Genomic DNA, 26,553 nt, shown 5'->3' with positions numbered 1-26,553 from the left:
AGCCTTACATGTTCTCGATCATGACCTGGCCAAAGCCAGAGCACGACACCTGGGTCGCGCCCTCCATCAGGCGCGCGAAGTCGTAGGTGACGCGCTTGGACAGGATCGCCTTTTCCATGGAGCTGATGACCAGGTCGGCCGCTTCGGTCCAGCCCATGTGGCGCAGCATCATTTCGGCGGACAGGATCAGCGAACCGGGGTTCACGTAATCCTTGCCGGCGTACTTGGGAGCGGTGCCGTGGGTCGCCTCGAACATCGCCACCGAGTCCGACATGTTGGCGCCCGGCGCGATGCCGATGCCGCCCACCTGCGCGGCCAGCGCGTCCGAGATGTAGTCGCCGTTCAGGTTCAGGGTCGCGATCACCGAATACTCGGCCGGGCGCAGCAGGATCTGCTGCAGGAACGCGTCCGCGATCGAATCCTTGACGATGATGTCGCGCCCGGTCCTGGGATTCTTGAACTTGCACCATGGGCCGCCATCGATCATCGCGGCGCCGAACTCGCGCTGCGCCAGCGCGTAGCCCCAGTCGCGGAAACCGCCTTCGGTGTACTTCATGATGTTGCCCTTGTGAACCAGGGTCACCGATGGCTTGTCGTGGTCGATGGCGTACTGCAGCGCCTTGCGCACCAGCCGCTCGGTGCCTTCGCGCGAGACCGGCTTGACGCCGATGCCCGAGCTCTCCGGAAAGCGGATCTTCTTCACGCCCATTTCCTTGACCAGGAAATCGATCAGCTTGCGCGCGCCTTCCGACTCCGCGGCCCATTCGATGCCGGCGTAGATGTCTTCCGAGTTTTCGCGGAAGATCACCATGTCGGTCTTTTCCGGCTGCTTGAGTGGCGACGGCACGCCCTGGAAGTAGCGCACCGGGCGCAGGCAGACGTACAGGTCGAGGTCCTGGCGCAGCGCCACGTTGAGCGAACGGATGCCGCCGCCCACCGGGGTGGTCAGCGGGCCCTTGATCGACACCACGTATTCCTTCAGCACGTCCAGCGTTTCGCCCGGCAGCCACATGTCCGGGCCGTAGACCCGGGTCGCCTTCTCGCCGGCGAAAATCTCCATCCAGCTGATCTTGCGCTGGCCGCCATAGGCCTTCTGCACGGCCGCGTCCACCACCTTCAGCATCACCGGGGTGATGTCCACGCCGGTGCCGTCCCCTTCAATATAGGGAACGATCGGGGTGTCTGGTACATTCAGCGAAAAATCCGGGTTGACGGTGATCTTCCGGCCCTCGGCTGGCACTTTGATATGTTGGTACATCGTGTTCTCCCCCAATGCGTGGCAGGCGGCAATGACGCGGCCCGGGCGGTCCGGCATGGTCTGCGATCTGGATTACAATGTCGGTCTTCTATAAGACACAAGACGTAGCGTTTATTTATTATGCACCAGTATCCGGGCAGGCGCTACGCTGTCGCTGCATTTGCCTCCGGTTTCGGACCTTTCCCATGCCCCTGATCCTCTTTAACAAGCCGTTCCAGGTCCTGTGCCAGTTTACGCCGCAAGCGGGCCGCGAGTCACTCGCCGACTACCTGGACATTCCCAACATCTACCCGGCAGGGCGGCTGGACGCGGACAGCGAGGGCCTGATGCTGCTGACCGACGACGGCAGGCTGCAGCACAAGATCGCGCATCCCGACCACAAGGAAGCCAAGACCTACCTGGTGCAGGTGGACGGTCTTGTGGATGGGGCGGCGCTGACGCGTCTGCAGGCGCCGCTCGACCTGGGCGACTTCGTGACCAGGCCCTGCCGGGCGGTGCGCATCGAGGAGCCGCAATGGCTGTGGCCGCGCAACCCGCCGATCCGCGAACGCAAGGACAAGCCGACGAGCTGGATCGCCATCACACTGGAGGAAGGCAAGAACCGCCAGGTGCGCCGCATGACCGCCGCCGTCGGGCTGCCGACCCTGCGCCTGGTGCGCACCAGCATCGGGCCGTTCTCGCTGGCGACCCATCCCCTGATGCCGGGCGAGTGGATGGAGCTGCCGGCCGACGCGGTGGCGGGCGGCTCGGGCCGAAACGCTTAATCCAGATTAAGTTTTTTGCGGTGCGGCAGAAAAAATCTGTCAACCCGGAAAAAATTCGGCGCGTTAATGGCCCAGATTCATTTGAATCTCACTTAACCGAAAGGAAACCAAAATGTCCAAGATCGTCGCTGCCCTGGTTGCTTCCCTGTTCGCCGTTTCCGCGTTCGCACAGACCCCGGCTGCCACCCCGGCCGCTTCGGCTCCGGCTGCTGCTGTGGCCACCGACGCTGCTGCCGCTCCGGCCAAAGCTCCGAAGAAAGCCAAGAAAGCGAAGAAAGCCAAGAAAGCTGCCGCTGCAGAAGCTGCTTCGACCGAAGCTGCTCCGGCAACCAAGTAAGCAGTTTGGTTCCAGACCAAAGGCAGGCTCGTCCTGCCTTTTTTTTCGTCCGTTAGCGGTAGTGGTAGCGGCAGGAGAGGACGATCAGGTCCTCGGCGGTAACGCGATAGACCAGCCTGTGTTGTTCATCGATACGCCTTGACCAGCAACCAGCCAGGCTGCCCTTCAGCGGCTCGGGCTTTCCCATTCCTTCAAATGGCGTGCGCGCAGCGGCCTCGACCAACTGGTTCAGGCGCTTGAGCGTTTTCCTGTCCTGCGTTTGCCAGTAGAGATAGTCGGCCCAGGCTTCATCCGTGAACTTCAGGTTTCGCATCCGGCTCCTCGGCGTCGCGCACGTCGACCAGCTCCCGGCGCTTTGCCTGGCCCGCATTCGCCTGGACGATCGACTTGCCCAGGTGCGCGGCGTTCGCCGGGGAACTGAGCAAGTGTACGGTTTCGATGAGACTGTTGTACTGATCCAGGGACATCACAACTGCGTCCGGGGCGTCACGACGTGCGATCACCGTCACGTCGGCATCCTCCACAACCTGATCGATGACGGCACGCAGGTTGTTCCGTGCATCTGAAAAGCTGACGATCCTCATGCGGCACCTCGTGAACTTGTCCAATTCATTGTACAAGTATCGGTCGAGGATTGCTTATGCGGGATCGAGCTGCAAGCAGGTGGACCTGTTCAGGCCAAGCGGACACTCTCTGGACGCGAGGGCGGGAAACTTGCCTACCCCGCGACAACATATAAAAAGAGGTTCGTCCGGTAGCGGTATTGATAGCGGCACGACCCAGCGATCATATCCTTGTCGGTGACACGATAAATCAGCCTGAGTTGTTCATCGACGGGTCGTGACCAGCAACCCGCCAGGCTGCCCGTCAGCGGCTCCGGCTTCCACATGCCTGCAGATGGCGTTGATGCAGCAGTCTCGACCAGGTGTCCAAGCTGCTTGTCCAAAAGCCCAGGCGCTTGTGTGCCGTCAACCTGTCTTCGCTCCTGCTGAGCAAAAATGCCTTAGCAGCTTGCTTAACCTCACCAGGAGATCCGCATGGCAATCGACGCATATTTGCAAATTGAAGGCATCAAGGGCGAGTCGATGGACGACAAACACAAGGACTGGATCGAATGCGTGGACGTTCACTTTGGTGTGGAGCAACCGCGCAGTCCGGTGGTTTCGACCAGCGGTGGTCATACCTCGGCGCGGGCGGAGTTTGATGAGATCGTGGTAGCCAAGCTGACGGACCTGTCAACTCCGGTCTTGCTGCAGCACTGTGCGATGGGCAAGACCATTCCGAAGGCAAAATTCGAGTTCTTCCGCGCGGACGGCAACGGAGAGAGGGTCAAGTATTTCGAAATGGTGCTTGAAAATGTATTAATCGGTTCTGTCAAACCGGGCCTTGCCGCTACTGGAGGAATGCAAGAGCACTTGCAATTCAAGTTCGCCAAGGTGACGTGGAAGTATACCCAGCAGAAAATTACCGGTGGCGTTGGTGGTAGCACTATGGGCGGCTGGGACCTGTCGGCCAACAAGGTGGTTGCTTGAGGCTCGGACCATGTCGGACTTCTACAAGTACTTCAAGGAGAACATGGATGCGCTCAATTTGCCTGCACCAGAGAGTTTGTTCGGCTCGACACAAACCGCGCTCGGCACCATAAACGCCATGCTCATCTTTCATGACAAGTTCGGGCCTCGCGTAACCGTTCTGGAAATGATCGGCGCCGGAACGAACCTGGAGCGCCTTGCCACCGTGGGCGCGATGCAAGTCGCTTACTATGCGGGAGCGGCAATAGGTAGCTTGGCCGTAGCAACTGGCCGAACCCTGGCCGGTGGCACGTCGTTAAGCGATGTCTTGTTCGAGGCTTCCCGATTTGGACTTAAACGTCCGTGGCTTGCACCGCTTCTCCACCGCATGCCAGGCATTTACGATGCTCGTGTGTCCCGCCGACGTTACTACAAGCACTACGGAGTTGCCCAATGAAAGATTCGCTCCTGCTCCTGGCTACTGGGCTGGGTTTGGCTCTGACGTCATGGGCATTTTGGAAATACGGCAGCAGTAATGCCGTGTCCGTTTTCGTTACCGTTGGCTTCGTGTGTGTAGTGGCTGACAACGTGAAGCTTCGGCGACAGTTGCGGGAGATGCGCCGTCGCGGTTAAAAAAACCCGCCGGACCGATTGGTCGGGCGGGTTTTGTGTTTGCCTTGCGGCAGTGACGCGATCAGGCTGCCAGCGAAGCCAGGGCGGCGTTGAAGGTCTTGCTCGGACGCATCACTGCCTTCACCTTGGCATCGTCGGCCTTGTAGTAGCCGCCGATGTCCACCGGCTTGCCCTGCACTTCCAGCAGCTCGGCGACGATCTTCTGCTCGTTCTCGGCCAGGGTCTTGGCCAGCGGCGCGAAGTGGGCTGCCAGCGCGGCGTCCTCGGTCTGGGCGGCCAGTTCCTGGGCCCAGTACATGGCCAGGTAGAACTGGCTGCCGCGGTTGTCGAGCTCGCCGGTCTTGGGCGACGGCGACTTGCGGTTGTCCAGCAGCTTGCCGGTGGCGGCATCGAGCGTCTTCGACAGCAGCTTGGCGCGGGCGTTGCCGGTCTTGATCCCCAGGTCTTCCAGCGAGACGGCCAGCGCCAGGAATTCACCCAGCGAGTCCCAGCGCAGGTGGTTCTCCTGCACCAGCTGCTGCACGTGCTTCGGTGCCGAGCCGCCGGCGCCGGTTTCGTACATGCCGCCGCCTGCCATCAGCGGGACGATCGACAGCATCTTGGCGCTGGTGCCCAGTTCCATGATCGGGAACAGGTCGGTCAGGTAGTCGCGCAGGATGTTGCCGGTGACCGAGATGGTGTCCAGGCCGCGGATCACGCGCTCGAGCGTGTAGCGCATCGCGCGCACCTGCGACATGATCTGGATGTCCAGGCCGGTGGTGTCGTGATCCTTCAGGTAGGTCTTGACCTTCTTGATCAGCTCGTTCTCGTGCGGACGGTACGGGTCCAGCCAGAACACGGCCGGCATGCCCGACTGGCGGCAACGGGTGACGGCCAGCTTGACCCAGTCGCGGATCGGGGCGTCCTTCACCTGGCACATGCGCCACAGGTCGCCCTTCTCGACGTTCTGCGACATCAGCACTTCGCCGGTGGCGATGTCGGTGATGTTGGCCACGCCGTCTTCCGGGATCTCGAAGGTCTTGTCGTGCGAGCCGTATTCCTCGGCCTGCTGCGCCATCAGGCCCACGTTCGGCACGGTGCCCATGGTGCGCGGGTCGAATGCGCCGTGCCACTTGCAGAAGTTGATCATCTCCTGGTAGATACGGGCGAAGGTGCTCTCAGGCATGACTGCCTTGACTTCCTTCAGGCGGCCATCGGCGCCGTACATCTTGCCGCCGGCGCGGATCATGGCCGGCATCGATGCGTCAACGATCACATCGTTGGGCGAGTGGAAGTTGGTGATGCCCTTGGCCGAGTCCACCATGGCCAGTTCCGGACGGTGCTCCTGGCAGGCGTGCAGGTCACGGATGATTTCTTCGCGCTGCGAGTCCGGCAGGGTCGCGATCTTGTTGTACAGGTCCGCCATGCCGTTGTTGACGTTCACGCCCAGGCTGTCGAACAGCGCGCCGTGCTTCTCGAACGCTTCCTTGTAGAAGGTGCGCACGCAGTGGCCGAACACGATCGGGTGCGAGACCTTCATCATGGTGGCCTTCACGTGCAGCGAGAACATCACGCCGCTGTTCTTGGCGTCTTCGATCTGCTCTTCGTAGAACGCGAGCAGCGCCTTGCGGCTCATGAACATCGAGTCGATGATTTCTCCGTCCAGCAGCGAGAGCTTCGGCTTGAGCACGATCGCCTGGCCGCTCTTGGTGACCAGTTCCATCTTGACGTCGCGTGCGCGGTCGAGCGTCATCGACTTTTCGCCATGGTAGAAGTCGCCATGGGTCATGTGCGAGACGTGGGTGCGCGAAGCCGGCGACCACGGGGCCATCGAGTGCGGGTTCTTGCGGGCGTATTCCTTGACCGCCTTCGGCGCGCGGCGGTCCGAGTTACCTTCGCGCAGGACCGGGTTCACGGACGAGCCGATGCACTTGCCGTAGCGGGCCTTGATCGCCTTTTCTTCGTCGGTCTTCGGGTCGGCCGGATAGTCGGGGATGTTGTAGCCCTTCGATTGCAGTTCCTTGACCGCATTCACGAGCTGGCTCACCGAGGCGCTGATGTTCGGCAGCTTGATGATGTTTGCGTCGGCCTCGAGCGTCTTCTTGCCCAGTTCGGTGAGCGCATCCGGCACGCGCTGCTCCGGGGTCAGGTAGTCGGCGAAGTTGGCCAGGATACGGGCGGCCACCGAGATGTCGGTCTCCTGGATGCGGATGCCAGCGGGCTTCGTGAAGGTGCTGACGACCGGCAGGAATGCGTGCGTCGCCAACAGCGGCGCCTCGTCAGTTAACGTGTAGATGATGGTCGGTTCACTGCTCATGCGCTTTTCCTTCACGATTCGTAACACTGAATAGATAGTAGCCCGGACGCGGGTCCAGGCATGATGCTCTGCTTGCGGCCAAGTCTTCTATAAGACATAAGACAGGCGGTTCCGCATTATGCACCAGTATTTCGTATGGCGCTACAGGTTTGAGGGGTAATAGTAGGCTGGAAAACGTTCAAAGGGAAGGATTTCGGCACCGGCGGCACAAGCGAAAAAACCCGCCGGACTTCAGAGTCGGGCGGGTCTTCCACGTACTGCTTCTGGCGGCCAGGAAGGCCGCCGCAACGCTTGTCGCTTAGGCCGACAGCGCTTTCAGGGCAGCAGCCAGGCGGCTCTTGTGGCGAGCGGCCTTGTTCTTGTGGATGATTTTCTTGTCAGCGATGCTGTCGATGGTCGACACGGACTGCTGGAAGATCTGGGTAGCGGCAGCTTTGTCGCCAGCCTGGATGGCCTTGCGGACAGCCTTGATTGCGGTGCGCAGGGTCGAGCGCTGGGCCGAGTTGTGCGCGTTTGCCTTAACTGCTTGACGAGCGCGTTTGCGCGCTTGTGCGGTATTTGCCATGGAATTTCCTAAATCGGGGTCAAGTTGCGTTTGCAAACAGGTCGATCGGGCGCATTCCGGTGCCCTGCCGACCATTTAACGTCTGCCAACAGAATTCAGTACAGCCCACGAGTATAGCGGATTATTCCCGACAGGGCAATTTAAAAATCAACTATTTATCCCTGGGCACCCTCGTCCGCTGGGGTTGCCGGGCTATAATTCCGGCCCATGAACCTGCTTAAGACTCTTGCGGCGATCTCCAGCATGACCATGCTGTCCCGCATCACCGGTCTGCTGCGCGAAAGCCTGTTCGCCCGCGCATTCGGCCAGTCCGCCTACACCGACGCCTTCATCGTCGCCTTCCGCATTCCCAACCTGTTGCGCCGCCTGTTCGCCGAAGGCGCGTTCTCGCAGGCTTTCGTGCCGATCCTGTCGGAATACAAGAACCAGCACGGCGAAACCGCCACCAAGGGGCTGGTCGACCACGTGGCCAACTCGCTGGTGTGGGCCACCGTCATCACGAGCATCGTGGGCATCATCGGCAGCCCGGTGCTGCTGATATTCATTGCCAGCGGCATGCGCGACAACCCGCAAGCCTTCGACGCCTCGGTGCTGATGACGCGGATGATGTTCCCGTACATCGCCTGCATGTCCTTCGTTGCGCTGGCCGGCGGCGTGCTCAATACCTGGCGCCAGTTCAAGATCCCGGCCTTCACGCCGGTGCTGCTGAACCTGGCCTCGATCTTCGGCGCGCTGGTGCTGGTGCACTTCTTCCATACCCCGATCTACGCGATGGCGGTGGCGACCATGATCGGCGGCCTGCTGCAGGTCGGTATCCAGATCCCGGCGCTGATGAAGATCGGGATGCTGCCGCGCCTGTCGGCCAATCCGTTCGCCGGCCTGCACGATCCGGGCGTGCGGCGCATCCTGCAGAAGATGGGGCCGGCCGTGTTCGCGGTCTCGGCGGCGCAGATCAGCCTGTTGATTAATACCAGCATTGCCACCAACCTGGGCGAAGGCGCCGTCTCGGCATTGCAGTATGCGGACCGGCTGATGGAGTTCCCGACTGGCCTGCTGGGCGTGGCGCTGGGCACCCTGCTGCTGCCGAACCTGTCCAAGGCCAGCGTCGAGGGCGACACCGCCGAATACTCGGCGCTGCTGAACTGGGGCCTGCGCCTGACCTTCCTGCTGGCGCTGCCGGCCGCGGTGGGGCTGGCGGTGATGGCCAAGCCGCTGATCGCCGCCCTCTTCAACTACGGCAAATTCAATGCCGGCGCGGTGGAGAGCTCGGCCGCGCCGCTGATGGCCTACGCCGCCGGACTGCTGGGCATCATCCTGGTCAAGACGCTGGCGCCGGCGTTCTACGCCCGGCAGGACATCCGCACCCCGGTGAAGATCGCGGTGGGCGTGCTGGTGGCCACCCAGCTGATGAACCTCGTGTTCGTGCCGATCCTGGGCGTGGCCGGCCTGGCGCTGTCGATCGGCATGGGCGCCTGCCTGAACGCGGGATTCCTGTACACCGGGCTGCGCCGCCGCGGCATCTACAACCCGCATGCGGGGTGGACCAGCTTTTTTCTTCGGCTGGTCGTTGCGGTGGCGGTGATGGGCGCGGTGACCTGGTTCGTGCAGTCGCAGCTGGACTGGACCGCCATGCGCGCGCACCCGTGGCTGCGCGTGGGCGCGGTGCTGGGCATTATCTGCGTGGCCGGGGCCACGTATTTCGCGGTGCTGCTCGCGCTTGGGTTCAAGCTGCGCGACTTCAAGCGCAGCGCCAAGTAGCCCTTACTGCCCGTCGGATTGGGCCGGGGGCGGCTGTTCGACGTCCTTCGGCGGCTCGGGCACAGCGGCGGGCTCCGCCACCGGCGCGGCTTGTGCGGGTGCGGCCTCCTGCGGCCTGGCTGTTGCGAGCGGCTGGCCCTGCGGCATAAGGCCCAGCCCGGCCGCCGTGAACTTCCAGTCCGAGATGTGCTCCTTGCCGGCAAAGCCAGCGAAACGCTCATCGAAATTGGCGATCTTCAGCGGTCTGGCCTTCGACAGGCTGTACACCGCGACCACGCCCTTCTCGCCGTTCGCATAGACGATGCCCCACTGCGTCTTGCCGGTGATGGGATCGACAAAGATCTTGCGCAGGTGGCGGCGTGGGTTGGGAAAGCGCGGGTCGCGCAGCAGGTCCTGCAGGGCCGGCGGCTGGGTGGGCTGGCCGCGCGGCGTGGCGGCGGCATAGCTTTGCAGCGCAGCGCTGAAGGCAGCCCCGGTCTCGAGCAGCTCTTCTTCGGCGGCGGCGCGGCGCAGCAGCGCGTCGGCCTTGAGCGTGAGCGCGCCCACCATGCCGATGATCGTCACCAGCACGATGAGCCCAAGGTAGGTAAAGCCGTGCTGGCGGCGCATCACCACTCCTGGTAGGGCTTTCCGTTGCGCCCAGTGCCTGGCGCGCCGCTGTGCAGGTCGGCCACCCCGCCCTGGCTTGCTTCCTCCGGCGGCACGATGATCCAGGTCTCGCTGCTGCCGGTGATCGGGTCGGCCGGCAGCGCCGGCAAGTACTTCTTGTCCACCAGTTGCTGCAGCGAGTCCGGGTAGCGGCCGGTATCGGCGTGGTACTGGTCGATCACGGCGCGGGTGTTGCGCAGGTTGTCGGCCAGGATGGTGTCCTTGGCGCTGTCGATGCTGGGGAAGTAGCGCGGCATCGCCAGCGTGAGCAGCAGCGCGACGATGGCCAGCACCACCAAGAGTTCGATCAGGGTGAATCCACGCTTGTTCATGCTTGCTTACCAGCGGTTGTACGGTACGCCATTGAGACCGGCCCTGGTCGAGAGCGAGTAGACGTCGTACACGTCCTCGCCCTCTTTCGGCTCGTCGGGCTCGCTGGCGTAGCTGCGCTTGCCCCAGGTCTGCGCGTCGGGCAGGCTGGGGTCGGCGTTGAACGGATCGCGCGGCAGGCGGCGCAGGAAGTAGATCTTGGCCTGCTTGGGGCTGCGCTGGTCGCGCACGCCTTCCACCAGCAGCTCCAGGCGCGGCGGGTAGCCGGTGGCGCCGGCCAGCCTGGCGATGCGGCCCTCGTCGCTGGCACGCTTGTAGGCGTCGATCGCCTGGCGAATCTCGCGCAGGTCGCGGCGCAGCTCCTGCTCGTGCCGGCGCTGCGTGGCCACCTGCGCCACCGGCACCACCAGGGTGCCCAGCATGGCAAGGATGGCCAGCGTGGCCAGCAGCTCGATGAGCGTGAAGCCGTTTGCGCGCACGATGATCACTTCACGTCGGCTGCATTCGGCGCGGGCATCTGCGAGACGGGGACCTCCGGCACCGGCGCCGGTTGCGCCGCGCCCGCTGCGCCGCCGGCGGGCCCACGCGGCGCTGGCGCAGGAATCGGGCGGGATGCCGGCACCGCGGCCGGCACCGACGTGGTGACTTCCGGACGATTGCGGAAGCTCGCATCGGTGCCGGCGGCGAAGATGGTGGCGTCCGACGGCGGGCGCACGATGTTGCGCACCAGGTGGGGCGTGATCGACAGGACGATCTCGGTCTTGTCGCTGGAGTCGTTGGTGCTGCCGAACAGGCGGCCGAGCAGCGGCACGTCGCCCAGCAGCGGCAGCTTGCGCCCGCTCTTGCGATCTTCGTTGCGGATCAGGCCCGCCAGCACCTGGTTCTCGCCGTCCTTCAGCTGCAGCAGCGTGGCAGCCGAGCGCTTGCCGATGCGGTACACGGTGCTGCCGGACTTGGTCGACATGGAGTCGATCACGTTGCTCACTTCCAGCGAGATCTTGATCGCCACTTCGTTATCCAGGTGGATGGTCGGCTCCACGTTCAGCGTCAGGCCGACGTCGGCATAAGTCACCGATTCGGAAGCGAAGCCGCCCACGCCGGGCGACACCGTGGTGGTAATGATCGGCAGCTTTTCGCCAATGACGACGTTGGCCTTCTCCTTGTTGCGCACGCGGATGCGCGGGTTGGCCAGGACGTTCGAGTCGCCGTCATCGTTGCGCGCGTTGAGCGTGGCTGAAATGCCGGCCACGCCGATGGTGCTGCCGTTGAGCGCACGCAGCTCGTCCACCGTGATCACCCGGCCGTCGCGTGACGACAGCGGCGCCAGCGACAAGCTGTTCGGCCACGCCACGCCCAGCTCGGTGATGCGGCTGCGCTGCACTTCCATCACCTCCACGTCGAGCATGACCTCCGGTTCCGGCACGTCCAGCAACGCGACCATGCGCGCGGCCAGCTTGATCGCGTCGGGCGAATCGCGCACGATCACCAGGTTGAGCTTTTCGTCCACCACGATGTCGCGCGACTTGAGGATTGGCTTGAGGCTCGCCGCCACGCTCTTGGCCTCGGCATACGCGAGGTAGAAGGTCTTCACGGCCAGCTCCTGGTATTCCTTCACCTTGGCCTGGTTGTTCGGGTAGATCAGGATCGTGTTGCGATCCATGACCTGGCGCTCGAGCTGGTTGGTCATCAAGAGGTAGTACACGGCCGCCTCCACCGTGCTGTCCTTCAGGAAGATCGAGGTGCGCGCGTCGGAACGCACGTCCTTGTCGAACACGAAGTTCAGGCCCGAGTGGCGGGCGATGACCTCGAACACCTGGCGCAACGGGGCGTCGCGGAACTCGAGGCTGATCGGCTTCCTGTACACGGCGGCGAGCCCGGCTTCGGCTGGCGGCACCGCCGTCGCGTCCTTCACCTTGTCCATCAGTGCGAGCGCGCCCGGATGATCGGGCCGCTCGGCGAGGATGTCTTCCAGCTTGCTGCGCGCGCTGTCGTAGTCCTTCCTGGCCATGGCCTCGGCAGCGGCGGCCAGGCCCAGATCCTGGCGCCGCGCGCCTTCCACGCGACGCACGCCGGCGCGGGCGCGCTCGTTGGCTGGCGCGAACGCGAGCACGCGCTGGTAGCTTTGCTGGGCCTCCTTCAGCTTGCCGGCCGCGAGCGCGCGGTCGGCCTGTTCCAGCAGGCGCACGGTGGCCGCATCCCGTGTGTGCAGGTAAGTGAGCTTGTACATGGCGTTGGTGGGATCGGCGGCCACGGCCTCGCGATACTTGAGCAGCGCCTCCTCCACCTGGTCGCGCGCGATCAGGTCATTGCCCTCGCGGTAGGCGCGCTGCGCGGCGCAGCCGGCCAGCACGAGCGCGGCCAGCAGCAGTGCGAAGTAGCGAAAAACAGGATTACGAGCCATTTAATCGAACACTCCAATGTTGACCTGCTGGGCCTGGTTCAGCGGCAGGTAGGTCAGGGTCATCAGCGGGGGCCGGATCGCGTCCACGCGGTAGGCGCCGTCGATCACATCCTTGTCGCGCACCAGATAGGTCTGCTCGCCACGCGCGAGGTACACCTCCCATTTGCCCTCGTCCAGCGACTTGCCGATCACGGTGAACGGCAAGGGCGGCGCCTGCGGCGGGGGCGGCGGGGGCGCCTGCGCCGGCGGAGGTGGCGGCGGTGTCCAGTTGCGCGAGCCGAAGGCGTCGCTGGCGCCGGCGTTGAAGGATTCGCTGGCGCTCCCGATCAGGACGTCGCGCGGCTGCAGCTGCATGATCGCCACTTCGGCCGTGGCCGGACGCGCGGCCCGGCTGGCGACCGGCGCCGCGGTGGCGCGTGCCGCCGGTTCCACCACGTCCGCCGGCGGGCTGCTGTCGCCGAACAGCGCCAGTGCGCCAGCGCCAATGAGCGCGGCGGCGAGGATGGCATGGCGCGGGTTCATCGTCCCTCCCCTTCCGGCGCCTCGCCCAGGTACAGCGTAAAGCGCAGCCGCGCCTCGACATTCGGGTCGCCGACCGCGTCGCGATGAAAACCGATGTCGTCGAGCGATGCGAACGGGATCGCCTGCAGCGACTGGAGCGCAAAATCCCAGATGGCGGCGTAACTGCCCTTGACCGGGAGCGTGACCTGGTAGCTCCACACCCTGGCGTTCGGGTCGAACACCTCGCGGTATTCGCCCTTGCTGAGCACAAGGCCCGCCTTCGACGCGAGGGCGAACAGGGTTCTGACCTGCTCCCCCACATGCCGGCGCTCGCCCAGCGAATGGTAGAACAGCACCATGTTGTCGTTGGCGGGCGCCGGCGCCGCTTTCGGCGCCGGCTTGGGCAGCACGGCCATGCGCTCGGCCAGCTGCTGCCTGCGCTCGACCACGTCGATCGCCTGCGCGAGCCACGCCAGCGCCGCGGCACACGCGAGCAGCAGCACGATGGACACAATGCCAACGGGGCCGATACGGGCAAACAGCAGCCGCGCGCGCAAGCCAAGGCCGGCCATGTCGATGCGGGTCATGGTTGCCTCCACTGCGCGTCGAGCTGGAAGCGGATCGGATGGTTCGGGTCCTGGTCATTGATCTCATGCCGCGTGAGCACCACGGCCACGAACCATTCCTGGGCCTGCATCTGTTCGACGCAGGCGATCATGTCGTCGCTGTTCCTGGTCTCTGCCGTGATGTGCAGCACGCGCTTGCGGGCGTCCGGATCGAGTGCCAGCAACGCAATCGCTGGCGGCGTAGCGGCAGCCACCGCGTCGTGCAAGCCGCGCCAAGGCAGGTTCAGCTGCATGACCGCCGCGTTGATGGCGGCGGCGCGCTCCGGCGTCACCTGGGGCACGCGGGCCGCCGTTTGCAATGGCGCGGGCGACTGCTGGCGTGCGTGCAGGGACGCGGCCAGCAATTCGTAGCGGCGAAGCGCATCGACGTACTTGACGGTGGCGACAGCGACCACGGGCAGCAGGCAAAGCGCCGCCAGCGCCGCGACGCGCGCAATGCGCGGAGTACGGTACACGGCGCGGCGCAGGCTCGGCGCGGCCAGGTCGATGTCCATCTTCCTCATCCTGCGCTCCCGATGCAGGCAATGCGCGCCAGGTCGGATCTGCTACCTGTCCCGCGGTCCAGCAGCGTGCAGACATACTTGAGCTGCCCCTCGTGGCTGGCCCAGCTGTCCGGGGCCGGCCCGCACACCTGCAACCGCTCGGGCCGATCGATGCCGACACGCAGGGCCTCGCGCGCCACATGGCTGTCCAACCAGTCGCGGCCAGCGCCGTGCGGCACGAGCGCCGAGCGCACCGCCGCCAGGGCCGCGTTCTGGTACAGGGCCAGGGTGAGCACCGGTCCCTGCAGCAGGCCGAACCAGGCGCCCGGCGTGCGTACGCGCCGCCACTGGTTGAGCGCGGCGACGAATTGCGGGACGACTTCCACCACGTGGCCGCCGTAGTCACGCACCGCCGCCTCGACCGGGTCGAGCAGCGATTGCGGCGCAGCCACCGCAAGGAACGGGCCGGACAAGTCCCAGTCCGCGGTGATCCTCCACCCGGCCGTGCCGGATCCAAACAAGTGCTGGAAGCGCATGGCTGCCGCCGCCAGCAGGTCCGACATGCGCGCGCAGCCGGCGGGCGGCGCCACCTGCCACATCCGCACCAGGTCGTCGGCCAGCACGATCGACACCGTTGACGCGGTCGGCGCGGCCGCTGTCAGCAGTTCGCGTACGGCGGCCGCGATCTCGGCATCGCCGGCAGCGGCGAGCCTGCGCTCGGCCAGCAGCTCGGCAAGGCCTGGACGCCAGGCACGCTTACGCGCGAGCGCCACGCCGCCACGTGCAACGCCGATGCAAAGGTGTTGTCCGAGGCCCTTAAGCATTGAGCGTCACCCGTTTGATTTCGTCGAGCGTGGTGGCGCCGCGCCGCACCAGGTCGAGCGCGGCCAGGCGCAGGCTGCGCGTGCCGTTGGCCTGCGCGGCCGCCTTGATGCGGCGGATCGGCTGCTTGTCCACGATCAGCTCGCGGATCTCGTCGTTCAGCGTCAGGATTTCGGCAATCGAGCGGCGGCCCTTGTAGCCGGTGCCGCGGCAGTCGCCGCAGCCGGTCCCGCGCATGAAGCGAAAGTCCGCCACATCGGCACGTGCGAGCCGCACGCTGGCCAGCTCGGCATCGGTCGGCATGTACTGGGCGGCGCAGTGCGGGCAGTTCATGCGCACCAGACGCTGCGCCCAGATGCCGTTGAGCGCCGAGACGAACGCGTACGGGTCGATGCCCATGTGGGTGAAGCGGCCGAACACGTCGAACACGTTGTTCGCGTGGACCGTGGTCAGCACCAGGTGGCCGGTGAGCGCGGACTGCACCGCGATCTCGGCAGTCTCGCGGTCGCGGATTTCGCCGACCATGATCTTGTCCGGGTCGTGGCGCAGGATCGAGCGCAGTCCCTTGGCGAAGGTCAGCCCCTTCTTTTCGTTGACCGGGATTTGCAGGATGCCGGGCAGCTGGTACTCGACCGGGTCTTCGATGGTAATGATCTTTTCGCGCCCGGTGTGGATCTCGGTGAGCGCGGCGTACAGCGTGGTGGTCTTGCCCGAGCCGGTCGGCCCGGTCACGAGCAGCATGCCGTACGGCTCCTGCGCAAGCGTGCGCAGGCTGGCCAGCGATGCCTCGTCAAAGCCCAGCGCCTCCAGCGTGAGCGAGCCGTAGGCCTCGATCATGGCGCGCTTGTCGAGGATACGAATGACCGCGTCTTCGCCGTGAATGCTCGGCATGATCGACACGCGCAGGTCGATCTCGCGCCCGCCCGATTCGACGCGGAAGCTGCCGTCCTGCGGCACGCGGCGCTCCGCGATGTCCAGTTCGGCCAGCACCTTCAGGCGCGAGATGATGTGCTCGGCCAGCTCCACGCCGCCCACCGTGGTCACGTGGTCGAGCACGCCGTCCACACGGTACTTGACGGCGATGCCGCCGGCGGTGCTTTCGAGGTGGATGTCCGAGGCGCCGGCCTTGAGCGCGTCGTACAGGGTGGAGTTGACCAGCTTGACCGCCGGGCTCGCGGCCTCGGACACCGAGGCGAACGACAGCACCTGTGCCACATTGCCGTCGCGGCGCGCGTCGAGGTCGCCGCCGTCGAGCGTGTCCACGGCACGTGCGGACTCCTCCTGCTTGGACAGGTAGGCCTGGATGTCGGCCTGTAGCGCCAGGCGCAAGTGCAGCGGATCGCCCGCGCTGGCGCCGGCCTGGGCCGACAGCCAGGTTTGCAGATCGAGGTCGAACGGGTCGGCGATCACGCCGGTGAGCCTGCCTTGCGCGTCGCGCAGCAGCACGCAGTGGCGTGCCAGCGCCGGCGCCAACGGCAGCAGGTCGAATGCCGGCTGTTGGCCAAACATCTCGGCCGTTTCCATCACCGTGAGGCCGAACGGCTCGGCCAGCGCGCGCACCAGCTGGCGCGGCTCCATGCCGCTGGCCGCCAGCAGCTCCACCACCAGCGGGCGCTGCGACTGGCGGCTGCTGGCGCGGGCGCGCTCGATCAGCGAAAGGTCGAGGAGCGGGCTCACGACATGTCCCCCGCAAGGTCGAAGATCGGCATGTACAGCAAAATGACGATCGCGCCTACGACCAGGCCGATCGCGGCCATCAGCAGCGGCTCGAAGGTGCGGGTGAAGCGGTCGATCCAGCGGCTGATTTCGCCATCGTAGAATGCGGCGGACTGCGTGAGCATGGGCCCCATTTCGCCGGTACGCTCGCCCACGCGCAGCATGCGCAGCGAGATCGGCGTGGTCAGGCCATTCGATTCAAAAGCCTCGGAAAGCGGGCGGCCTTCGCGGATCACGCCCCGCGCCGCGGCCAGCGACTGGGCCACCTGCCGCGACACCATCGGCTGGACGGTCTCGATGGCGTTCACGATGGTGATGCCGCCTTCGGTCAGCATGCCAAGCGTGAGGTACAGGCGCGAGAGCTCGTAAATGCGCACACGCTCGCCCACACCGGGCACGCGCGCGAGAAGACGGCCGACACCGCCTTGGCGCAGCACGCGGCGCAGGCCCAGCGCGGCCGCCGTCACGACGCACACGGCAGCCACCGCCACGCCGGCGCCATGCCGCGCCGCGAACTGGCCCCAGTCGAGCATCAGCTGCGACATCCACGGCAGGTTGCGGCCAGCGCCCTGGTACACCTCGGCAAAGCGCGGCACCACGTACATGATCAGGAAGGCGCTCACGCCCGCGCCAACGCCCATCAGGATCAGCGGGTAGATCGATGCGCTGACCACCTTGGATCGCACCAGGTCCACGCGCTGCTGGTATTCGATGTAGCGCGCCAGTGCGCGCGGCAGGTCGCTGGTGCCTTCGGCGGCGCGCACGATGCCCACGTAAAGCGGTGGGAACAGGTCGGGCTGCGCGGCCAGCACGCTGGAAAAGCGCTTCCCTTCGCGCAGGCCGGCGAGCAGCCGTTCGAGCACCCCACGCGAGGCTGGGTTGGCTTCCTTTTCGAGCAGCGCCTCCAGCCCCTCGACAATGCCAAGACCGGCATTGAGCAACGCCAGCAGCTCCTGGCTGAACAGCACGAGCGACAGCTTGCGGCCGCGCGGGCGGGTCAAGCCGGCGGCGCGGGCCGGCTCGATGGCGCTGACGAACAGGCCGCGCGCCTCCACCTGGCGGCGCGCGTCGGCCTCGTCGAGCGCGTCAACGACGACGCTGGCGATGGACATGTCTGGGGCAAGGGTGCGCACTGCAAACTGCATCGGTGCTACAGCCTCACTGCGAGCTGATGTCGGCGTCCTCGCCGGAGCCGCCCGGCTGGCCGTCCTTGCCAGTCGAGATGATGTCGTACTCGCCCTTGCTGCCGGGTGCGCGGTATTGGTACGGGCGGCCCCATGGATCGAGCGGCACGCCCTTCTTCAGGTACGGCCCGTTCCATTTGCCGGCGGCGCTCGCGGGCGCGGCGATCAGGGCGGCCAGCCCCTCCTCGGTGGTCGGGTAGCGGCCGACGTCCAGCCGGTAGGTATCCAGCGACTTTTCGAACGACTCGATCTGCGCCCTGGCAATGGTGACTTCGGACTTGCCCAACTGCGAGAAATACTTGGGACCGACGTAGGCGGCCAGCAGGCCAATGATCACAATGACCACCAGCAATTCGAGCAAGGTGAAGCCGGGCTGCGCGCGGCGGCGGGCGGCAATGGTCGGCATGGCGACTCCTGAATGTTGCTTAAATGAAAAAAACCGAAAGGCTATCACGGCCTGTGACGCCGAGGAAGGCAGCAACGGCAGTTGCGGCCTCAGCTGACTACGAATACCCCAGTTGTGGGGGAAAATAGTTGAGCAACCGCAAATTCTCGCCGCGCTCACGCTGGATGAGCAGCATATTTACAAATGACGACAATCGGTGAAAGGACGAGAAACTTGCGGTCCGCCGCCCTGCGGGGCACGCGGCACGCAAGGAAAACAGGCAGGCACGGGCTCGATTGTTAAAGAACCGTCGCCAGGATGCCACATTGACGTTCAGTTATCTGATTCCGGCTGGAAAACAATTTCCTCAGATCATCGTTCAAAATCCACGATCTGCCGCTATCTGTATTTCAATTGTTCAATATTTCCGTTAAATTAACGAAATAATGGTTGAGCTGCGGAAAATTTCCTGACTACAATGAGCCTCGTTACTGACGAGTTCGCCTCACTGACATCATGAAATTCCTAGCCCACTCCCTTGCTGCCGCCGCCCTTGCCACCCTGCTGACCGCCTGCGGTGGCTCGGACCCCGCCACCGAAACCACCATCGTCCAGACCGCCGCCGCCGTGCAAGCCGTGGAGGTGCCCGCCCAGACCGCCGTCCAGGGCACGCCGCCAGTGTATGGCCCGAACCAGCCGCAGCCGGACTGCGCACCGGAAGGCTGCCGCGGCCTGCGCATCATCGACGCCAATGCCGAGGCTTACCGCCTGGAAGCAATGCAGCGCAAGCAGCTCGAATCGGCCCAGCCAGAAGCATAAACCCCCTCAGCGCCGCCGATACGGCGCGGCCAGCGGTTCGCCGACGAATACCCCCTGCGTCGGCCACGCCACACTCTTCCAATATGCCTCGATCGCGGTGTTGCCCTGCACGTAGTGCTTGAGCAGCACCGCCGGATTGGGGAATTTCTGCCAGTAGTTGCAGGGCTCGGTCACCGTGCCGTAGCTGGCCGTCGCGCCGGCCTGCAGCCAGCGCAGGATGCTCATCTGCCCTTCCCCCAGCAAGTCGCCGCCAAGCGAAGTCAGGTGGTCGGCCAGTGCGCCCGGCAGGAACCGGATCGTATCGAGCTTGTCCACCTGCGCCACGCCGGTCTGGTAGATCATCACGTCGTTCACGCCTTCGAGGGCATCGGCCTGCAGGCGGCGCGTGGCCAGCTTGCGGGAATCGAAGCGGCCCTCGGGCGGAAAGAACGTGGCGCGCGAGTTGCGCGCCTTTTCGGACGTGGTCAGGTAGTAGGCCGTGGCCGGGCGCAGCTTGAAGCCGCTGGCCACGCCGCGGTCGATCAGCGCCTTGGCCTGCTCCACCGATTCGGTCGGCAGCAGCATCGACAGGCGCATGTCCAGGTCGGTGTACGGGCGCGGCGACGTGGAGTTGAAGTAGGGGCTGGGACGGCCGGCGCCGCAGGTGTTCTCGCACTGGGCCGCGTCGTAGCCGAGGGTGTAGGCGGCCGTGATCGAGTTGCAGCGCACCGCATACGGCGCGGTCCAGATCATCAGCACGGCCTGCACATCCTTGCCGAGCTTGCCGTCGATTTCTTCCTTCAATTCCGCGAAGCGCTCCGGGCTGATCTGGCGCGGCTTGCCGGGAATCCTGACGTGCACCACGTTGGCTGCCGGGATGTTGCGGCGCTTGCGGTAGTAGGCGCCGACCGCCACGCTATTGGGCTCGTCGTCGTTGATGACGATGGCCAGTTGCTTCGGCTGCAGCGCCGCGGCGGCGACGAATTGGGCGCGGGCGCCGCCGGCGCAGGAGAACAGGGCAAGGGACAGGATCAGGCAAGTGCGCAGGGTTGGGGTCATGGGCAGTTCTGGTCGCTGGACGAAAAAACGGAAGCGAGCGCTTCCGTTTCATCATGCCACAGCTTGCGGCAAAACCATTACACGCCGGAGTGCCTGCGGCGCCTTGCAAGCGTCGCGATCAATCCCAGGCCAGCCAGCAGCATGCCGGCCGACGCCGGTTCGGGAATCGGCGAGACGGCGAACAGCTGCAGCGCGTCGACGTGGAAGAACTGGCCGCCGACCGAGCGGTCGATGATGCTCTTGCCCTCGTCCAGCGGGTTGCCGTAGCTGACCTGCCAGGACAAGGCGGCATCGAGCCGGTCGTTGACGAACAAGTCCGGACCGGCGCCGAAGGTGGGGCCGTGGTCGGCCGCATTGAAGGTCTGGCGCGACCCCTGGCTGGGCAGCACATAGGTGGCCGGCACCTGACGATACACGGCCGGATCGGTCATGTTGAAAAGGAAGGCAGTGCGTTGCGAGTCAGGCATGGTCACGTGCCAGCCATCGCTGCTGGACCAGCTTTGCGGGTTGTAGCCGCCAATCAGCCACGATCCGCCGGCGGTGTTGCTGACCTGGAGCAGCGTGAAGGTCGGCCCCTTGCCGTCCACGGCGCTGTGGAAATCGAGCGAGGTGTTGCCCGGGTTGCCGGTGAAGATGGCGGTGAAGGCCATGTCGCCCGCGCCCAGCCAGCGTTCGAGCTGCGCCTCGCGGCTCGGGTCGAGCAGGCTGGGGCCGGTGATGCCGGTTTGGGCGGCGGCGCCGCCGCAGGCCAGCGCCATCGCGGCGGCGGCAAGAATCGTCTTCATGATGGGCCTCCCATCGGATCTCGACGATTTCATTGTATCGCCGCGACGGCGGCCGCACCGCACGCTTGGCCGGCGAGCCGGCGAAGACTCAAGCGCGCTTGTAGATGTCCTCGAAGCGCACGATGTCGTCTTCGCCCAGGTAACTGCCCGATTGCACCTCGATGATGTGCAGCGGCACCTTGCCCGGGTTTTCCAGACGGTGGTTCATGCCGATCGGGATGTAGGTCGATTCGTTCTCGGACAGCAGGCTGACCGTCTCGCCACAGGTCACGCGCGCCGTGCCCGAGACCACCACCCAGTGCTCGGCACGGTGGTGGTGCATTTGCAGCGATAGCTTTTCGCCCGGCTTGACCGTGATGCGCTTGACCTGGAAGCGCTCGCCCGCGTCGATGCCCTCGTAGTGGCCCCACGGGCGGTACACGCGGGTGTGGTGCAGGTGCTCGGTGCGCGCCTGCGACTTGAGGTGGTCCACCACCTGCTTGACGCGCTGCACCTGGTCCTTGTGGGCGACCAGCACCGCATCCGGCGTTTCCACCACCACCAGGTCCTTGACGCCGACCACCGCCACGATGCGGCTTTCGGCGCGCACCAGCGAATTGGTCACGTTATCCAGGTACACGTCGCCGCGCTGGGCGTTGCCGTCCGCATCGCGCTGCTGCACTTCCCACAGCGCCGACCACGAGCCGACGTCGTTCCAGCCGATGTCGGCCGGCACCACGACGGCGTCGCGCGTGCGCTCCATCACCGCGTAGTCGATCGAGTCGGACGGGCTGCTGGTGAAGGCCGATTCGTCCAGGCGGCAGAAATCGAGGTCGCGATAGCCGGTGCGCACCGCGGCTTCGGCCGCCGCCGCGATTTCCGGCTTGAAGCGCTCCAGCTCGACCAGGTAGCGCGATGCCTGGAACATGAACATGCCGCTGTTCCAGTAGTAGCCGCCGTCGGCCAGGAAGGCCTCGGCCGTGTCGCGGTCGGGCTTCTCGACGAAGCGTTCCACCGTGTAGCAGTCGTCCACCAGCGGCAGCGGCTCGCCGCGGCGAATGTAGCCGTAGCCGGTTTCCGGGGCGTTGGGCACGATGCCGAAGGTGGCCAGCGAACCGCGCTGCACCAGCGGCCAGGCGCGGCTGACCGCGGCCTGGAAGGCGTCGCGGTCCTCGACCACATGGTCCGCCGGCAACACCAGCATGACCGCATCGGGGTCGATCGACTGCAGGTAATGGGCGGCGGCAGCCACCGCCGGGGCGGTGTTGCGGCCCACCGGCTCGAGCAGAATGCCCAGCGGCGTGACGCCGATTTCGCGCATTTGCTCGGCCACCAGGAAGCGGTGATCGTTGCCGCACACCACGAGCGGGGCCATCAGCCCGGCCCAGCCAGCCACCCTCAGGGCGGTTTCCTGCAGCATGGTCTTGTCCGAGACGAGCGGCAGCAGTTGCTTGGGCAATACTGCGCGCGACAGGGGCCACAGGCGGGTTCCGGCGCCGCCGGAGAGGATGACTGGGTAGATTTTCATGCGGTTGCTTTCTCTAAACTTGCAGAATCGTTGGCGACTTCCTTGCGGCTCATGCGGCGCCGGTCGCGCGCATTGAGCCATTCCTCGGAGCGGTATTCGGACGCGTGCTTCATCTGGCCCGCGCGGTCCACGCTGTAATCTTTAAACACGATCATCTCGTGCAGCGTGACATCGTTCAACACGCGAGTATATTCGAACAACACGCTGCGCACGATTTCCGCGCCTTCACAGATGTGGCTGCCATGGCCGATCCAGGTCGGCCCGACGATGGTCACGCCCGGTTCGATCCTGACGCCCGAACCGATGTACACCGGCCCCTCGATGCGGGTGCCATGCCAGTCGATGCTGGTGTTCAGGCCGACCCACAGGCCCGGTTCGATCTGGATGCCGGGCACGTCGAAATTGTTGATCTCGCCAGTGAGCACGTTCTGCAGCACTTCCCAGTAATCGCCCACGCTGCCGATGTCGAGCCAGTTGAACGGGCGCTTTTGCGCGTAGAACGGCAGGCCCTTTTCGGCCAGCAAGGGGAACAGCTCGGAGCCGATGTCGAACGGCACGCCGGACGGGATCATGTCGATGACTTCGGGCTCGAAAATGTAGATGCCGGTGCTGATGAAATTGGACAACGCTTCTTCCTGCTTCGGCTTTTCCTGGAACCGGGTGATGCGGCCGTCCTCGTCCGCGACCACCACGCCGTAGGACGACACCTTGTCCCACGGCACCTCGCGCGTGATCACGGAGGCCAGCGCGCCCTTGCGGCGGTGCTCGAGCAGCGCGGCCTTCAGGTCCAGGTCGATCAGCGCGTCGCCGCACAGCACGATGGTGGTGTCGTCGAAGAAGCCGCCGAAGTCCTGGATCTTCTTCATGCCGCCGGCCGAACCGATGGGCTCGGCCACGACTTCGCCGCTGTCGGTGGTGTAGCCCTCGAACGAGTAGCCGATCTGCACACCGAACTGGTGGCCCTCGCCGAAATACTCCTCGATCTTTTCGTGCAGGTGGCTGACGTTGACCATGATCTCGGTGACACCATACTTGTGCAGGTGTTCGACCAGGTAGGCCATCACGGGTTTGCCCAGCAGGGGAATCATCGGTTTCGGCAGGTCGTAAGTGAGCGGGCGCACACGGGTGCCCTTGCCTGCCGCAAGAATCATTGCTTTCATTAGACCGTCCTCATGACCATTACTTCGGTGTTGTCTGGTAGTGCCAAACGTCGGCACACATTTGCGCGATATCGCGCTCGGCGGTCCAGCCCAACTCGTCGCGGGCGCGGCTCGGATCGGCGTAGCACTTCGCGATATCGCCCGGACGACGGTCAACGATTTGATAGGGAATCTTGCGGCCTGAAGCTTGTTCGAAAGCGCGCACCATCTCCAGCACGCTGTTGCCGCGCCCGGTCCCCAGATTGTAGGTAACTATGCCAGGACGTGTCGCCAGCTTGTCGAGCGTCTTCACGTGACCGATGGCCAGGTCCACCACGTGGATGTAGTCGCGCATGCCGGTGCCGTCCGGCGTCGGGTAATCGCCGCCGTACACGTTCAGCTTCTCGCGCACGCCGGTCGCCACTTGCGCGATGTACGGCACCAGGTTGTTCGGGATGCCGCTCGGCTCCTCGCCGATCAGGCCGCTCTCGTGCGCGCCCACCGGGTTGAAGTAGCGCAGCAGCGCGATCTGCCAGTCGGGCTCGGCCTTGTGCAGGTCGCGCAGGATGTCCTCGATCATCAGCTTGCTGCGTCCGTAGGGGTTGGTGGCCGACAGCGGGAAGTCCTCGCGGATCGGCACCGAGGCCGGGTCGCCATACACCGTGGCGGACGAGCTGAACACGATGGTCTTCACGCCGTACTTGCCCATGGTTTCGAACAGCACCACGCTGCCCGAGACGTTGTTGTCGTAGTAGCGCAGCGGCTGCTCCACCGATTCGCCCACGGCCTTCAGGCCGGCGAAGTGGATGACGGCATCGATCGGGTACTTGCGAAACACCGCTTCGAGCCCCAAGCGGTCGCGGATGTCGACCTGTTCGAAGACGATGCTCTTGCCGGTGATCTTCTCGACGCGGTCCTTGACCGAGGCCTGGGCGTTGCACAGGTTGTCCACGACCACGACCTCGTGATTGGCGTTGAGCAGTTCGACGCAGGTGTGCGAGCCGATATAGCCCATGCCGCCGGTGACCAGAATTTTCATGTGATTCTCTCTTTTCTGAATTTGGGTAGGGTGGGCAGGTTGCCTGCCCACGCGTGCAAACCATGCATAAATGGCCTGTGCGGCGACGCGAGCCGCCGTGGAACGCGTGGGCGGGAAACCCGCCCACCCTACGGAATGCAGGCGGCTACGGTTTTCGCGCCGCCTCCTTGATGAACAGCCAGATGAAGGCCATGTCGTCGATGAAGTAGCGGCGGAACATGCGGCGCGGCTCCTGCAGGAAGCGGTAGAACCATTCCAGGCCCGACTTCTGCATCCACACGGGCGCGCGCTTGACGCGTCCAATGGCCACGTCGAAGGTGCCGCCGACACCCATCGCGAACGGGATCTTCATCTCGGCCTGGTAGCGGCCGAGAAATTGCTCCTTCTTCGGCGAGCTGATCGCAACGAACAGCAAATCGGCCCTACTGTCGCGGATCTGGCGCGCGACGTCAAGCTCTTCGGCCTCGCCCTTCCAGTAGCCGTTGCGGTAGCCGGCCAGCACCAGGCGCGGATACTTGCGCTGGTAGGTGTCGGCGACCTTGCTCACGACTTCCTCGCGCGCGCCCAGCAGGAACACGCGCCAGCCCTTTTCGCCGGCGCGCCGCATCAGCGCCTCGAACAGGTCGACGCCGGCGACGCGCTCCTTGAGCGGCTTGCCGAGCAGGCGCGAGGCCCACACCACGGGCATGCCGTCGGCGTTGATGAGCGCGCATTCGTTGATGATCTGCCGCAGCCCGGGGTCGCGGCTGGCCTTGACCAGCTTGTCCACGTTCACCACCACATGCTGGTGCGGCTGGCCGGACTGGATGAACTGCTCGATGCGGCCGAGCGTTTCCTCCATCGACAGGTTGTCGACCTGGCAGCCCATCAACGTGATGCGCTCTCCCATCAGACCTCCCCGGCCAGGATGGCGACGATGCGTTCGGCGGCCTTGCCGTCCCACAGGTGGGGGCGGCGGCCCTGCTTGCCTTCGCCGCGCAGCACCTTGCGCGCTTCCCGCACGATGGTGGCCGGGTCGGTGCCGGCCAGCACGTTGGAGCCCTCGTCCACCGTGACCGGGCGCTCGGTGTTCTCGCGTATCGTCACGCACGGCACGCCCAGCGCGGTGGTCTCTTCCTGCAGGCCGCCGCTGTCGGTGAGCACCACCGCCGCGTCTTTCCACAGGTTGAGGAAGGCCATGTAGGCCTGGGGGCCGGCGAGCGTGATGTCGGGACCCAGGTCGATGCCGAACCTGTCGATGTTGGCGCGGGTGCGCGGGTGCACCGGGAACACCAGCGGCAGCTCGGCGGCAATCTCCCTGAGGGCGCCGGCGATGCGGGTGAAGGTGGCGGCGTCGTCCACGTTGCTGGGGCGGTGCAGCGTGACCACGCCGTAGCGGCCACCCTGCTCCGCCTGGCGGGCCTTGAAGGCGCTGGTCTCGAAACCTGAGGTGTCCGAGCGGGACAGTTTGTCGGCCTGGAACAGCACGTTGTCCACCATGACGTGGCCAACGTAGTGGATGGCGGCTTCAGGCTTGCCCTCGCGGCGCAGGTGCTCCACTGCCGACGGCTCGGTAACGAAGAACCAGTCCGAGATGCTGTCCGTGACCAGGCGGTTGATTTCCTCGGGCATGGCCATGTCGCCGCTGCGCAGGCCCGCCTCGACGTGGGCGACGGGGATGTTCAGCTTTTTGGCGACGATCGAACAGGCCAGCGTGGAGTTGACGTCGCCCACCACCAGCACCGCGCCGGGGCGCTCGGCCGTGCACAATTCCTCGAAGCCGACCATGATCCTGGCGGTCTGATGCGCGTGGCTGCCGCCGCCGGCAGCCATGAAGACGTCGGGCTGCGGGATGCCCAGCTCTTCGAAAAACACGTCGTTCATGTCGCGGTCGTAGTGCTGCCCGGTGTGGATGATCTTGAAGGTCAGCCTGTCCTGCGCCTGGAGGGCACGGACGATCGGCGCGATCTTCATGAAGTTGGGACGCGCACCGGCGACGAGGTAGAGTAGCTTGTTATCGTTTGACATTT

At 65.1% G+C, this 26,553-nt stretch carries 30 protein-coding genes; 6 read left to right on the top strand and 24 right to left on the bottom strand.

The genetic code is table 11. From position 1 onward, the window contains the following. Positions 1-4 precede the first annotated feature (4 nt). Complete coding sequence (icd, locus tag NX773_RS10965; protein ID WP_258856362.1) at positions 5-1,258, bottom strand: NADP-dependent isocitrate dehydrogenase; 1,254 nt, start codon at positions 1,256-1,258, stop codon at positions 5-7. A 185-nt stretch (positions 1,259-1,443) separates the two neighbouring features. On the opposite strand from icd, the gene NX773_RS10960 reads away from it, so the two are divergent. Both NX773_RS10960 and NX773_RS10955 read left to right on the top strand, forming a co-directional pair. Continuing rightward, positions 1,444-2,022 carry a pseudouridine synthase gene (locus tag NX773_RS10960; RefSeq protein WP_258856361.1) on the top strand — a complete coding sequence of 193 codons (579 nt, stop codon included), beginning with the start codon at positions 1,444-1,446 and terminating at the stop codon, positions 2,020-2,022. Between the two features lie 112 nt (positions 2,023-2,134). Next, positions 2,135-2,359, top strand: a complete 225-nt coding sequence (locus NX773_RS10955; protein ID WP_258856360.1) for a hypothetical protein — start codon at positions 2,135-2,137, stop codon at positions 2,357-2,359. A 52-nt stretch (positions 2,360-2,411) separates the two neighbouring features. On the opposite strand, the gene NX773_RS10950 is transcribed toward NX773_RS10955, so the two are convergent. The 3 genes from NX773_RS10950 to NX773_RS23610 form a co-directional block, all read right to left on the bottom strand. Continuing rightward, positions 2,412-2,672, bottom strand: a complete 261-nt coding sequence (locus NX773_RS10950) for a Txe/YoeB family addiction module toxin (RefSeq protein ID WP_258856359.1) — start codon at positions 2,670-2,672, stop codon at positions 2,412-2,414. Continuing rightward, a complete protein-coding gene (locus tag NX773_RS10945; protein WP_258856358.1) occupies positions 2,647-2,943 on the bottom strand; it encodes a type II toxin-antitoxin system Phd/YefM family antitoxin in 297 nt (98 codons plus the stop codon). The genes NX773_RS10950 and NX773_RS10945 overlap by 26 nt, the downstream gene beginning before the upstream one ends. Positions 2,944-3,077: 134 nt before the next feature. Further along, positions 3,078-3,305, bottom strand: a complete 228-nt coding sequence (locus tag NX773_RS23610) for a type II toxin-antitoxin system YoeB family toxin (RefSeq protein ID WP_370662244.1) — start codon at positions 3,303-3,305, stop codon at positions 3,078-3,080. A gap of 91 nt (positions 3,306-3,396) precedes the next feature. Here NX773_RS23610 and NX773_RS10940 point away from each other — a divergent pair, with 91 nt between their 5' ends. Next, complete coding sequence (locus tag NX773_RS10940; RefSeq protein ID WP_258856357.1) at positions 3,397-3,891, top strand: Hcp family type VI secretion system effector; 495 nt, start codon at positions 3,397-3,399, stop codon at positions 3,889-3,891. A 10-nt stretch (positions 3,892-3,901) separates the two neighbouring features. After that, positions 3,902-4,327 carry a hypothetical protein gene (locus NX773_RS10935; protein WP_258856356.1) on the top strand — a complete coding sequence of 142 codons (426 nt, stop codon included), beginning with the start codon at positions 3,902-3,904 and terminating at the stop codon, positions 4,325-4,327. 237 nt (positions 4,328-4,564) lie between these two features. On the opposite strand, the gene NX773_RS10930 is transcribed toward NX773_RS10935, so the two are convergent. Together NX773_RS10930 and rpsT are read right to left on the bottom strand one after the other, a co-directional pair. Continuing rightward, the gene (locus tag NX773_RS10930; protein WP_258856355.1) at positions 4,565-6,799 is read right to left on the bottom strand and encodes an NADP-dependent isocitrate dehydrogenase; all 2,235 of its coding nucleotides are present in this window, start codon (positions 6,797-6,799) and stop codon (positions 4,565-4,567) included. Positions 6,800-7,097: 298 nt separating this feature from the next. Further along, positions 7,098-7,364 (bottom strand): 30S ribosomal protein S20, encoded by a 267-nt coding sequence (gene rpsT / locus NX773_RS10925; protein WP_258822277.1) that lies wholly within the window; start codon positions 7,362-7,364, stop codon positions 7,098-7,100. A gap of 207 nt (positions 7,365-7,571) precedes the next feature. Between rpsT and murJ the strand changes: the two genes are divergently transcribed. Next, positions 7,572-9,122: a murein biosynthesis integral membrane protein MurJ gene (murJ, locus tag NX773_RS10920; RefSeq protein WP_258856354.1), complete on the top strand. Its 1,551-nt coding sequence runs from the start codon at positions 7,572-7,574 to the stop codon at positions 9,120-9,122. Positions 9,123-9,125: 3 nt separating this feature from the next. On the opposite strand, the gene NX773_RS10915 is transcribed toward murJ, so the two are convergent. From NX773_RS10915 to gspG, 11 genes are read right to left on the bottom strand one after another with little or no spacing between them, the layout of a single operon-like run. After that, entirely contained in the window at positions 9,126-9,731 is a 606-nt protein-coding gene (locus tag NX773_RS10915) for a type II secretion system protein (protein WP_258856353.1), read from the bottom strand. Further along, complete coding sequence (locus NX773_RS10910) at positions 9,731-10,102, bottom strand: type II secretion system protein (protein WP_258856352.1); 372 nt, start codon at positions 10,100-10,102, stop codon at positions 9,731-9,733. Before NX773_RS10910 ends, NX773_RS10915 begins: the two co-directional genes overlap by 1 nt. A gap of 6 nt (positions 10,103-10,108) precedes the next feature. Further along, entirely contained in the window at positions 10,109-10,579 is a 471-nt protein-coding gene (locus NX773_RS10905) for a type II secretion system protein (RefSeq protein WP_370662243.1), read from the bottom strand. A gap of 5 nt (positions 10,580-10,584) precedes the next feature. Further along, positions 10,585-12,501: a secretin GspD/PilQ domain-containing protein gene (locus tag NX773_RS10900; protein ID WP_258856351.1), complete on the bottom strand. Its 1,917-nt coding sequence runs from the start codon at positions 12,499-12,501 to the stop codon at positions 10,585-10,587. Then, positions 12,502-13,023: a hypothetical protein gene (locus NX773_RS10895; protein ID WP_258856350.1), complete on the bottom strand. Its 522-nt coding sequence runs from the start codon at positions 13,021-13,023 to the stop codon at positions 12,502-12,504. Continuing rightward, positions 13,020-13,589 carry a hypothetical protein gene (locus tag NX773_RS10890; protein ID WP_258856349.1) on the bottom strand — a complete coding sequence of 190 codons (570 nt, stop codon included), beginning with the start codon at positions 13,587-13,589 and terminating at the stop codon, positions 13,020-13,022. The genes NX773_RS10895 and NX773_RS10890 overlap by 4 nt, the downstream gene beginning before the upstream one ends. Next, positions 13,586-14,131, bottom strand: a complete 546-nt coding sequence (locus tag NX773_RS10885) for a hypothetical protein (RefSeq protein WP_258856348.1) — start codon at positions 14,129-14,131, stop codon at positions 13,586-13,588. Before NX773_RS10885 ends, NX773_RS10890 begins: the two co-directional genes overlap by 4 nt. Beyond that, complete coding sequence (locus tag NX773_RS10880; RefSeq protein ID WP_258856347.1) at positions 14,128-14,934, bottom strand: hypothetical protein; 807 nt, start codon at positions 14,932-14,934, stop codon at positions 14,128-14,130. The genes NX773_RS10885 and NX773_RS10880 overlap by 4 nt, the downstream gene beginning before the upstream one ends. Further along, positions 14,927-16,609, bottom strand: a complete 1,683-nt coding sequence (locus tag NX773_RS10875) for a GspE/PulE family protein (RefSeq protein ID WP_258856346.1) — start codon at positions 16,607-16,609, stop codon at positions 14,927-14,929. Before NX773_RS10875 ends, NX773_RS10880 begins: the two co-directional genes overlap by 8 nt. Continuing rightward, entirely contained in the window at positions 16,606-17,793 is a 1,188-nt protein-coding gene (locus tag NX773_RS10870) for a type II secretion system F family protein (RefSeq protein ID WP_258856345.1), read from the bottom strand. Before NX773_RS10870 ends, NX773_RS10875 begins: the two co-directional genes overlap by 4 nt. A gap of 13 nt (positions 17,794-17,806) precedes the next feature. Continuing rightward, entirely contained in the window at positions 17,807-18,238 is a 432-nt protein-coding gene (gene gspG, locus NX773_RS10865) for a type II secretion system major pseudopilin GspG (RefSeq protein ID WP_258856344.1), read from the bottom strand. 495 nt (positions 18,239-18,733) lie between these two features. On the opposite strand from gspG, the gene NX773_RS10860 reads away from it, so the two are divergent. Beyond that, positions 18,734-19,036 carry a hypothetical protein gene (locus NX773_RS10860; protein ID WP_258856343.1) on the top strand — a complete coding sequence of 101 codons (303 nt, stop codon included), beginning with the start codon at positions 18,734-18,736 and terminating at the stop codon, positions 19,034-19,036. Positions 19,037-19,042: 6 nt separating this feature from the next. Here the strand turns inward: NX773_RS10860 and NX773_RS10855 are convergent, their stop codons facing one another. From NX773_RS10855 to wecB, 7 genes are all read right to left on the bottom strand, one after another. Beyond that, positions 19,043-20,074, bottom strand: coding sequence for a TIGR03790 family protein (locus NX773_RS10855; protein WP_258856342.1), 1,032 nt, complete (start codon positions 20,072-20,074; stop codon positions 19,043-19,045). Between the two features lie 77 nt (positions 20,075-20,151). Beyond that, entirely contained in the window at positions 20,152-20,859 is a 708-nt protein-coding gene (locus NX773_RS10850) for a PEP_CTERM-anchored TLD domain-containing protein (protein WP_258856341.1), read from the bottom strand. Positions 20,860-20,947: 88 nt separating this feature from the next. Next, the gene (locus NX773_RS10845) at positions 20,948-22,366 is read right to left on the bottom strand and encodes a mannose-1-phosphate guanylyltransferase/mannose-6-phosphate isomerase (protein ID WP_258856340.1); all 1,419 of its coding nucleotides are present in this window, start codon (positions 22,364-22,366) and stop codon (positions 20,948-20,950) included. Then, on the bottom strand, positions 22,363-23,526 hold the full coding sequence (locus tag NX773_RS10840) for a nucleotidyltransferase family protein (RefSeq protein ID WP_258856339.1): 1,164 nt from the start codon (positions 23,524-23,526) through the stop codon (positions 22,363-22,365). Before NX773_RS10840 ends, NX773_RS10845 begins: the two co-directional genes overlap by 4 nt. A 19-nt stretch (positions 23,527-23,545) precedes the next feature. Next, positions 23,546-24,544: a UDP-glucose 4-epimerase GalE gene (gene galE, locus NX773_RS10835; protein ID WP_258856338.1), complete on the bottom strand. Its 999-nt coding sequence runs from the start codon at positions 24,542-24,544 to the stop codon at positions 23,546-23,548. A gap of 145 nt (positions 24,545-24,689) precedes the next feature. Continuing rightward, positions 24,690-25,433, bottom strand: coding sequence for a WecB/TagA/CpsF family glycosyltransferase (locus tag NX773_RS10830; RefSeq protein ID WP_258856337.1), 744 nt, complete (start codon positions 25,431-25,433; stop codon positions 24,690-24,692). Continuing rightward, complete coding sequence (gene wecB / locus NX773_RS10825) at positions 25,433-26,551, bottom strand: non-hydrolyzing UDP-N-acetylglucosamine 2-epimerase (protein ID WP_258856336.1); 1,119 nt, start codon at positions 26,549-26,551, stop codon at positions 25,433-25,435. Before wecB ends, NX773_RS10830 begins: the two co-directional genes overlap by 1 nt. Positions 26,552-26,553: the final 2 nt, after the last annotated feature.

This window comes from Massilia solisilvae (assembly GCF_024753215.1).
Classification (GTDB): domain Bacteria; phylum Pseudomonadota; class Gammaproteobacteria; order Burkholderiales; family Burkholderiaceae_D; genus Telluria; species Telluria solisilvae.
The sequence above is the reverse complement of the archived record's forward strand: the minus strand, read 5'-3'. Positions and strand labels throughout refer to the sequence as shown.

Bases quoted from the DNA above. Each gene is read 5' to 3' on its own strand.
- NX773_RS10930 (WP_258856355.1), bottom strand. From the start codon at position 6,799: ATGAGCAGTGAACCGACCATCATCTACACGTTAACTGACGAGGCGCCG.
- NX773_RS10915 (WP_258856353.1), bottom strand. From the start codon at position 9,731: ATGCGCCGCCAGCACGGCTTTACCTACCTTGGGCTCATCGTGCTGGTG.
- wecB (WP_258856336.1), bottom strand. From the start codon at position 26,551: ATGTCAAACGATAACAAGCTACTCTACCTCGTCGCCGGTGCGCGTCCC.
- icd (WP_258856362.1), bottom strand. From the start codon at position 1,258: ATGTACCAACATATCAAAGTGCCAGCCGAGGGCCGGAAGATCACCGTC.
- NX773_RS10880 (WP_258856347.1), bottom strand. From the start codon at position 14,934: ATGCTTAAGGGCCTCGGACAACACCTTTGCATCGGCGTTGCACGTGGC.
- NX773_RS10840 (WP_258856339.1), bottom strand. From the start codon at position 23,526: ATGAAAGCAATGATTCTTGCGGCAGGCAAGGGCACCCGTGTGCGCCCG.
- NX773_RS10870 (WP_258856345.1), bottom strand. From the start codon at position 17,793: ATGCAGTTTGCAGTGCGCACCCTTGCCCCAGACATGTCCATCGCCAGC.
- NX773_RS10860 (WP_258856343.1), top strand. From the start codon at position 18,734: ATGAAATTCCTAGCCCACTCCCTTGCTGCCGCCGCCCTTGCCACCCTG.
- NX773_RS10845 (WP_258856340.1), bottom strand. From the start codon at position 22,366: ATGAAAATCTACCCAGTCATCCTCTCCGGCGGCGCCGGAACCCGCCTG.
- NX773_RS10935 (WP_258856356.1), top strand. From the start codon at position 3,902: ATGTCGGACTTCTACAAGTACTTCAAGGAGAACATGGATGCGCTCAAT.
- NX773_RS10850 (WP_258856341.1), bottom strand. From the start codon at position 20,859: ATGAAGACGATTCTTGCCGCCGCCGCGATGGCGCTGGCCTGCGGCGGC.
- NX773_RS10830 (WP_258856337.1), bottom strand. From the start codon at position 25,433: ATGGGAGAGCGCATCACGTTGATGGGCTGCCAGGTCGACAACCTGTCG.
- NX773_RS10945 (WP_258856358.1), bottom strand. From the start codon at position 2,943: ATGAGGATCGTCAGCTTTTCAGATGCACGGAACAACCTGCGTGCCGTC.
- NX773_RS10885 (WP_258856348.1), bottom strand. From the start codon at position 14,131: ATGAGGAAGATGGACATCGACCTGGCCGCGCCGAGCCTGCGCCGCGCC.
- NX773_RS10890 (WP_258856349.1), bottom strand. From the start codon at position 13,589: ATGACCCGCATCGACATGGCCGGCCTTGGCTTGCGCGCGCGGCTGCTG.
- NX773_RS10955 (WP_258856360.1), top strand. From the start codon at position 2,135: ATGTCCAAGATCGTCGCTGCCCTGGTTGCTTCCCTGTTCGCCGTTTCC.
- murJ (WP_258856354.1), top strand. From the start codon at position 7,572: ATGAACCTGCTTAAGACTCTTGCGGCGATCTCCAGCATGACCATGCTG.
- NX773_RS10900 (WP_258856351.1), bottom strand. From the start codon at position 12,501: ATGGCTCGTAATCCTGTTTTTCGCTACTTCGCACTGCTGCTGGCCGCG.
- NX773_RS10910 (WP_258856352.1), bottom strand. From the start codon at position 10,102: ATGAACAAGCGTGGATTCACCCTGATCGAACTCTTGGTGGTGCTGGCC.
- rpsT (WP_258822277.1), bottom strand. From the start codon at position 7,364: ATGGCAAATACCGCACAAGCGCGCAAACGCGCTCGTCAAGCAGTTAAG.
- NX773_RS10855 (WP_258856342.1), bottom strand. From the start codon at position 20,074: ATGACCCCAACCCTGCGCACTTGCCTGATCCTGTCCCTTGCCCTGTTC.
- NX773_RS10950 (WP_258856359.1), bottom strand. From the start codon at position 2,672: ATGCGAAACCTGAAGTTCACGGATGAAGCCTGGGCCGACTATCTCTAC.
- NX773_RS10960 (WP_258856361.1), top strand. From the start codon at position 1,444: ATGCCCCTGATCCTCTTTAACAAGCCGTTCCAGGTCCTGTGCCAGTTT.
- NX773_RS10940 (WP_258856357.1), top strand. From the start codon at position 3,397: ATGGCAATCGACGCATATTTGCAAATTGAAGGCATCAAGGGCGAGTCG.
- NX773_RS10895 (WP_258856350.1), bottom strand. From the start codon at position 13,023: ATGAACCCGCGCCATGCCATCCTCGCCGCCGCGCTCATTGGCGCTGGC.
- gspG (WP_258856344.1), bottom strand. From the start codon at position 18,238: ATGCCGACCATTGCCGCCCGCCGCCGCGCGCAGCCCGGCTTCACCTTG.
- galE (WP_258856338.1), bottom strand. From the start codon at position 24,544: ATGAAAATTCTGGTCACCGGCGGCATGGGCTATATCGGCTCGCACACC.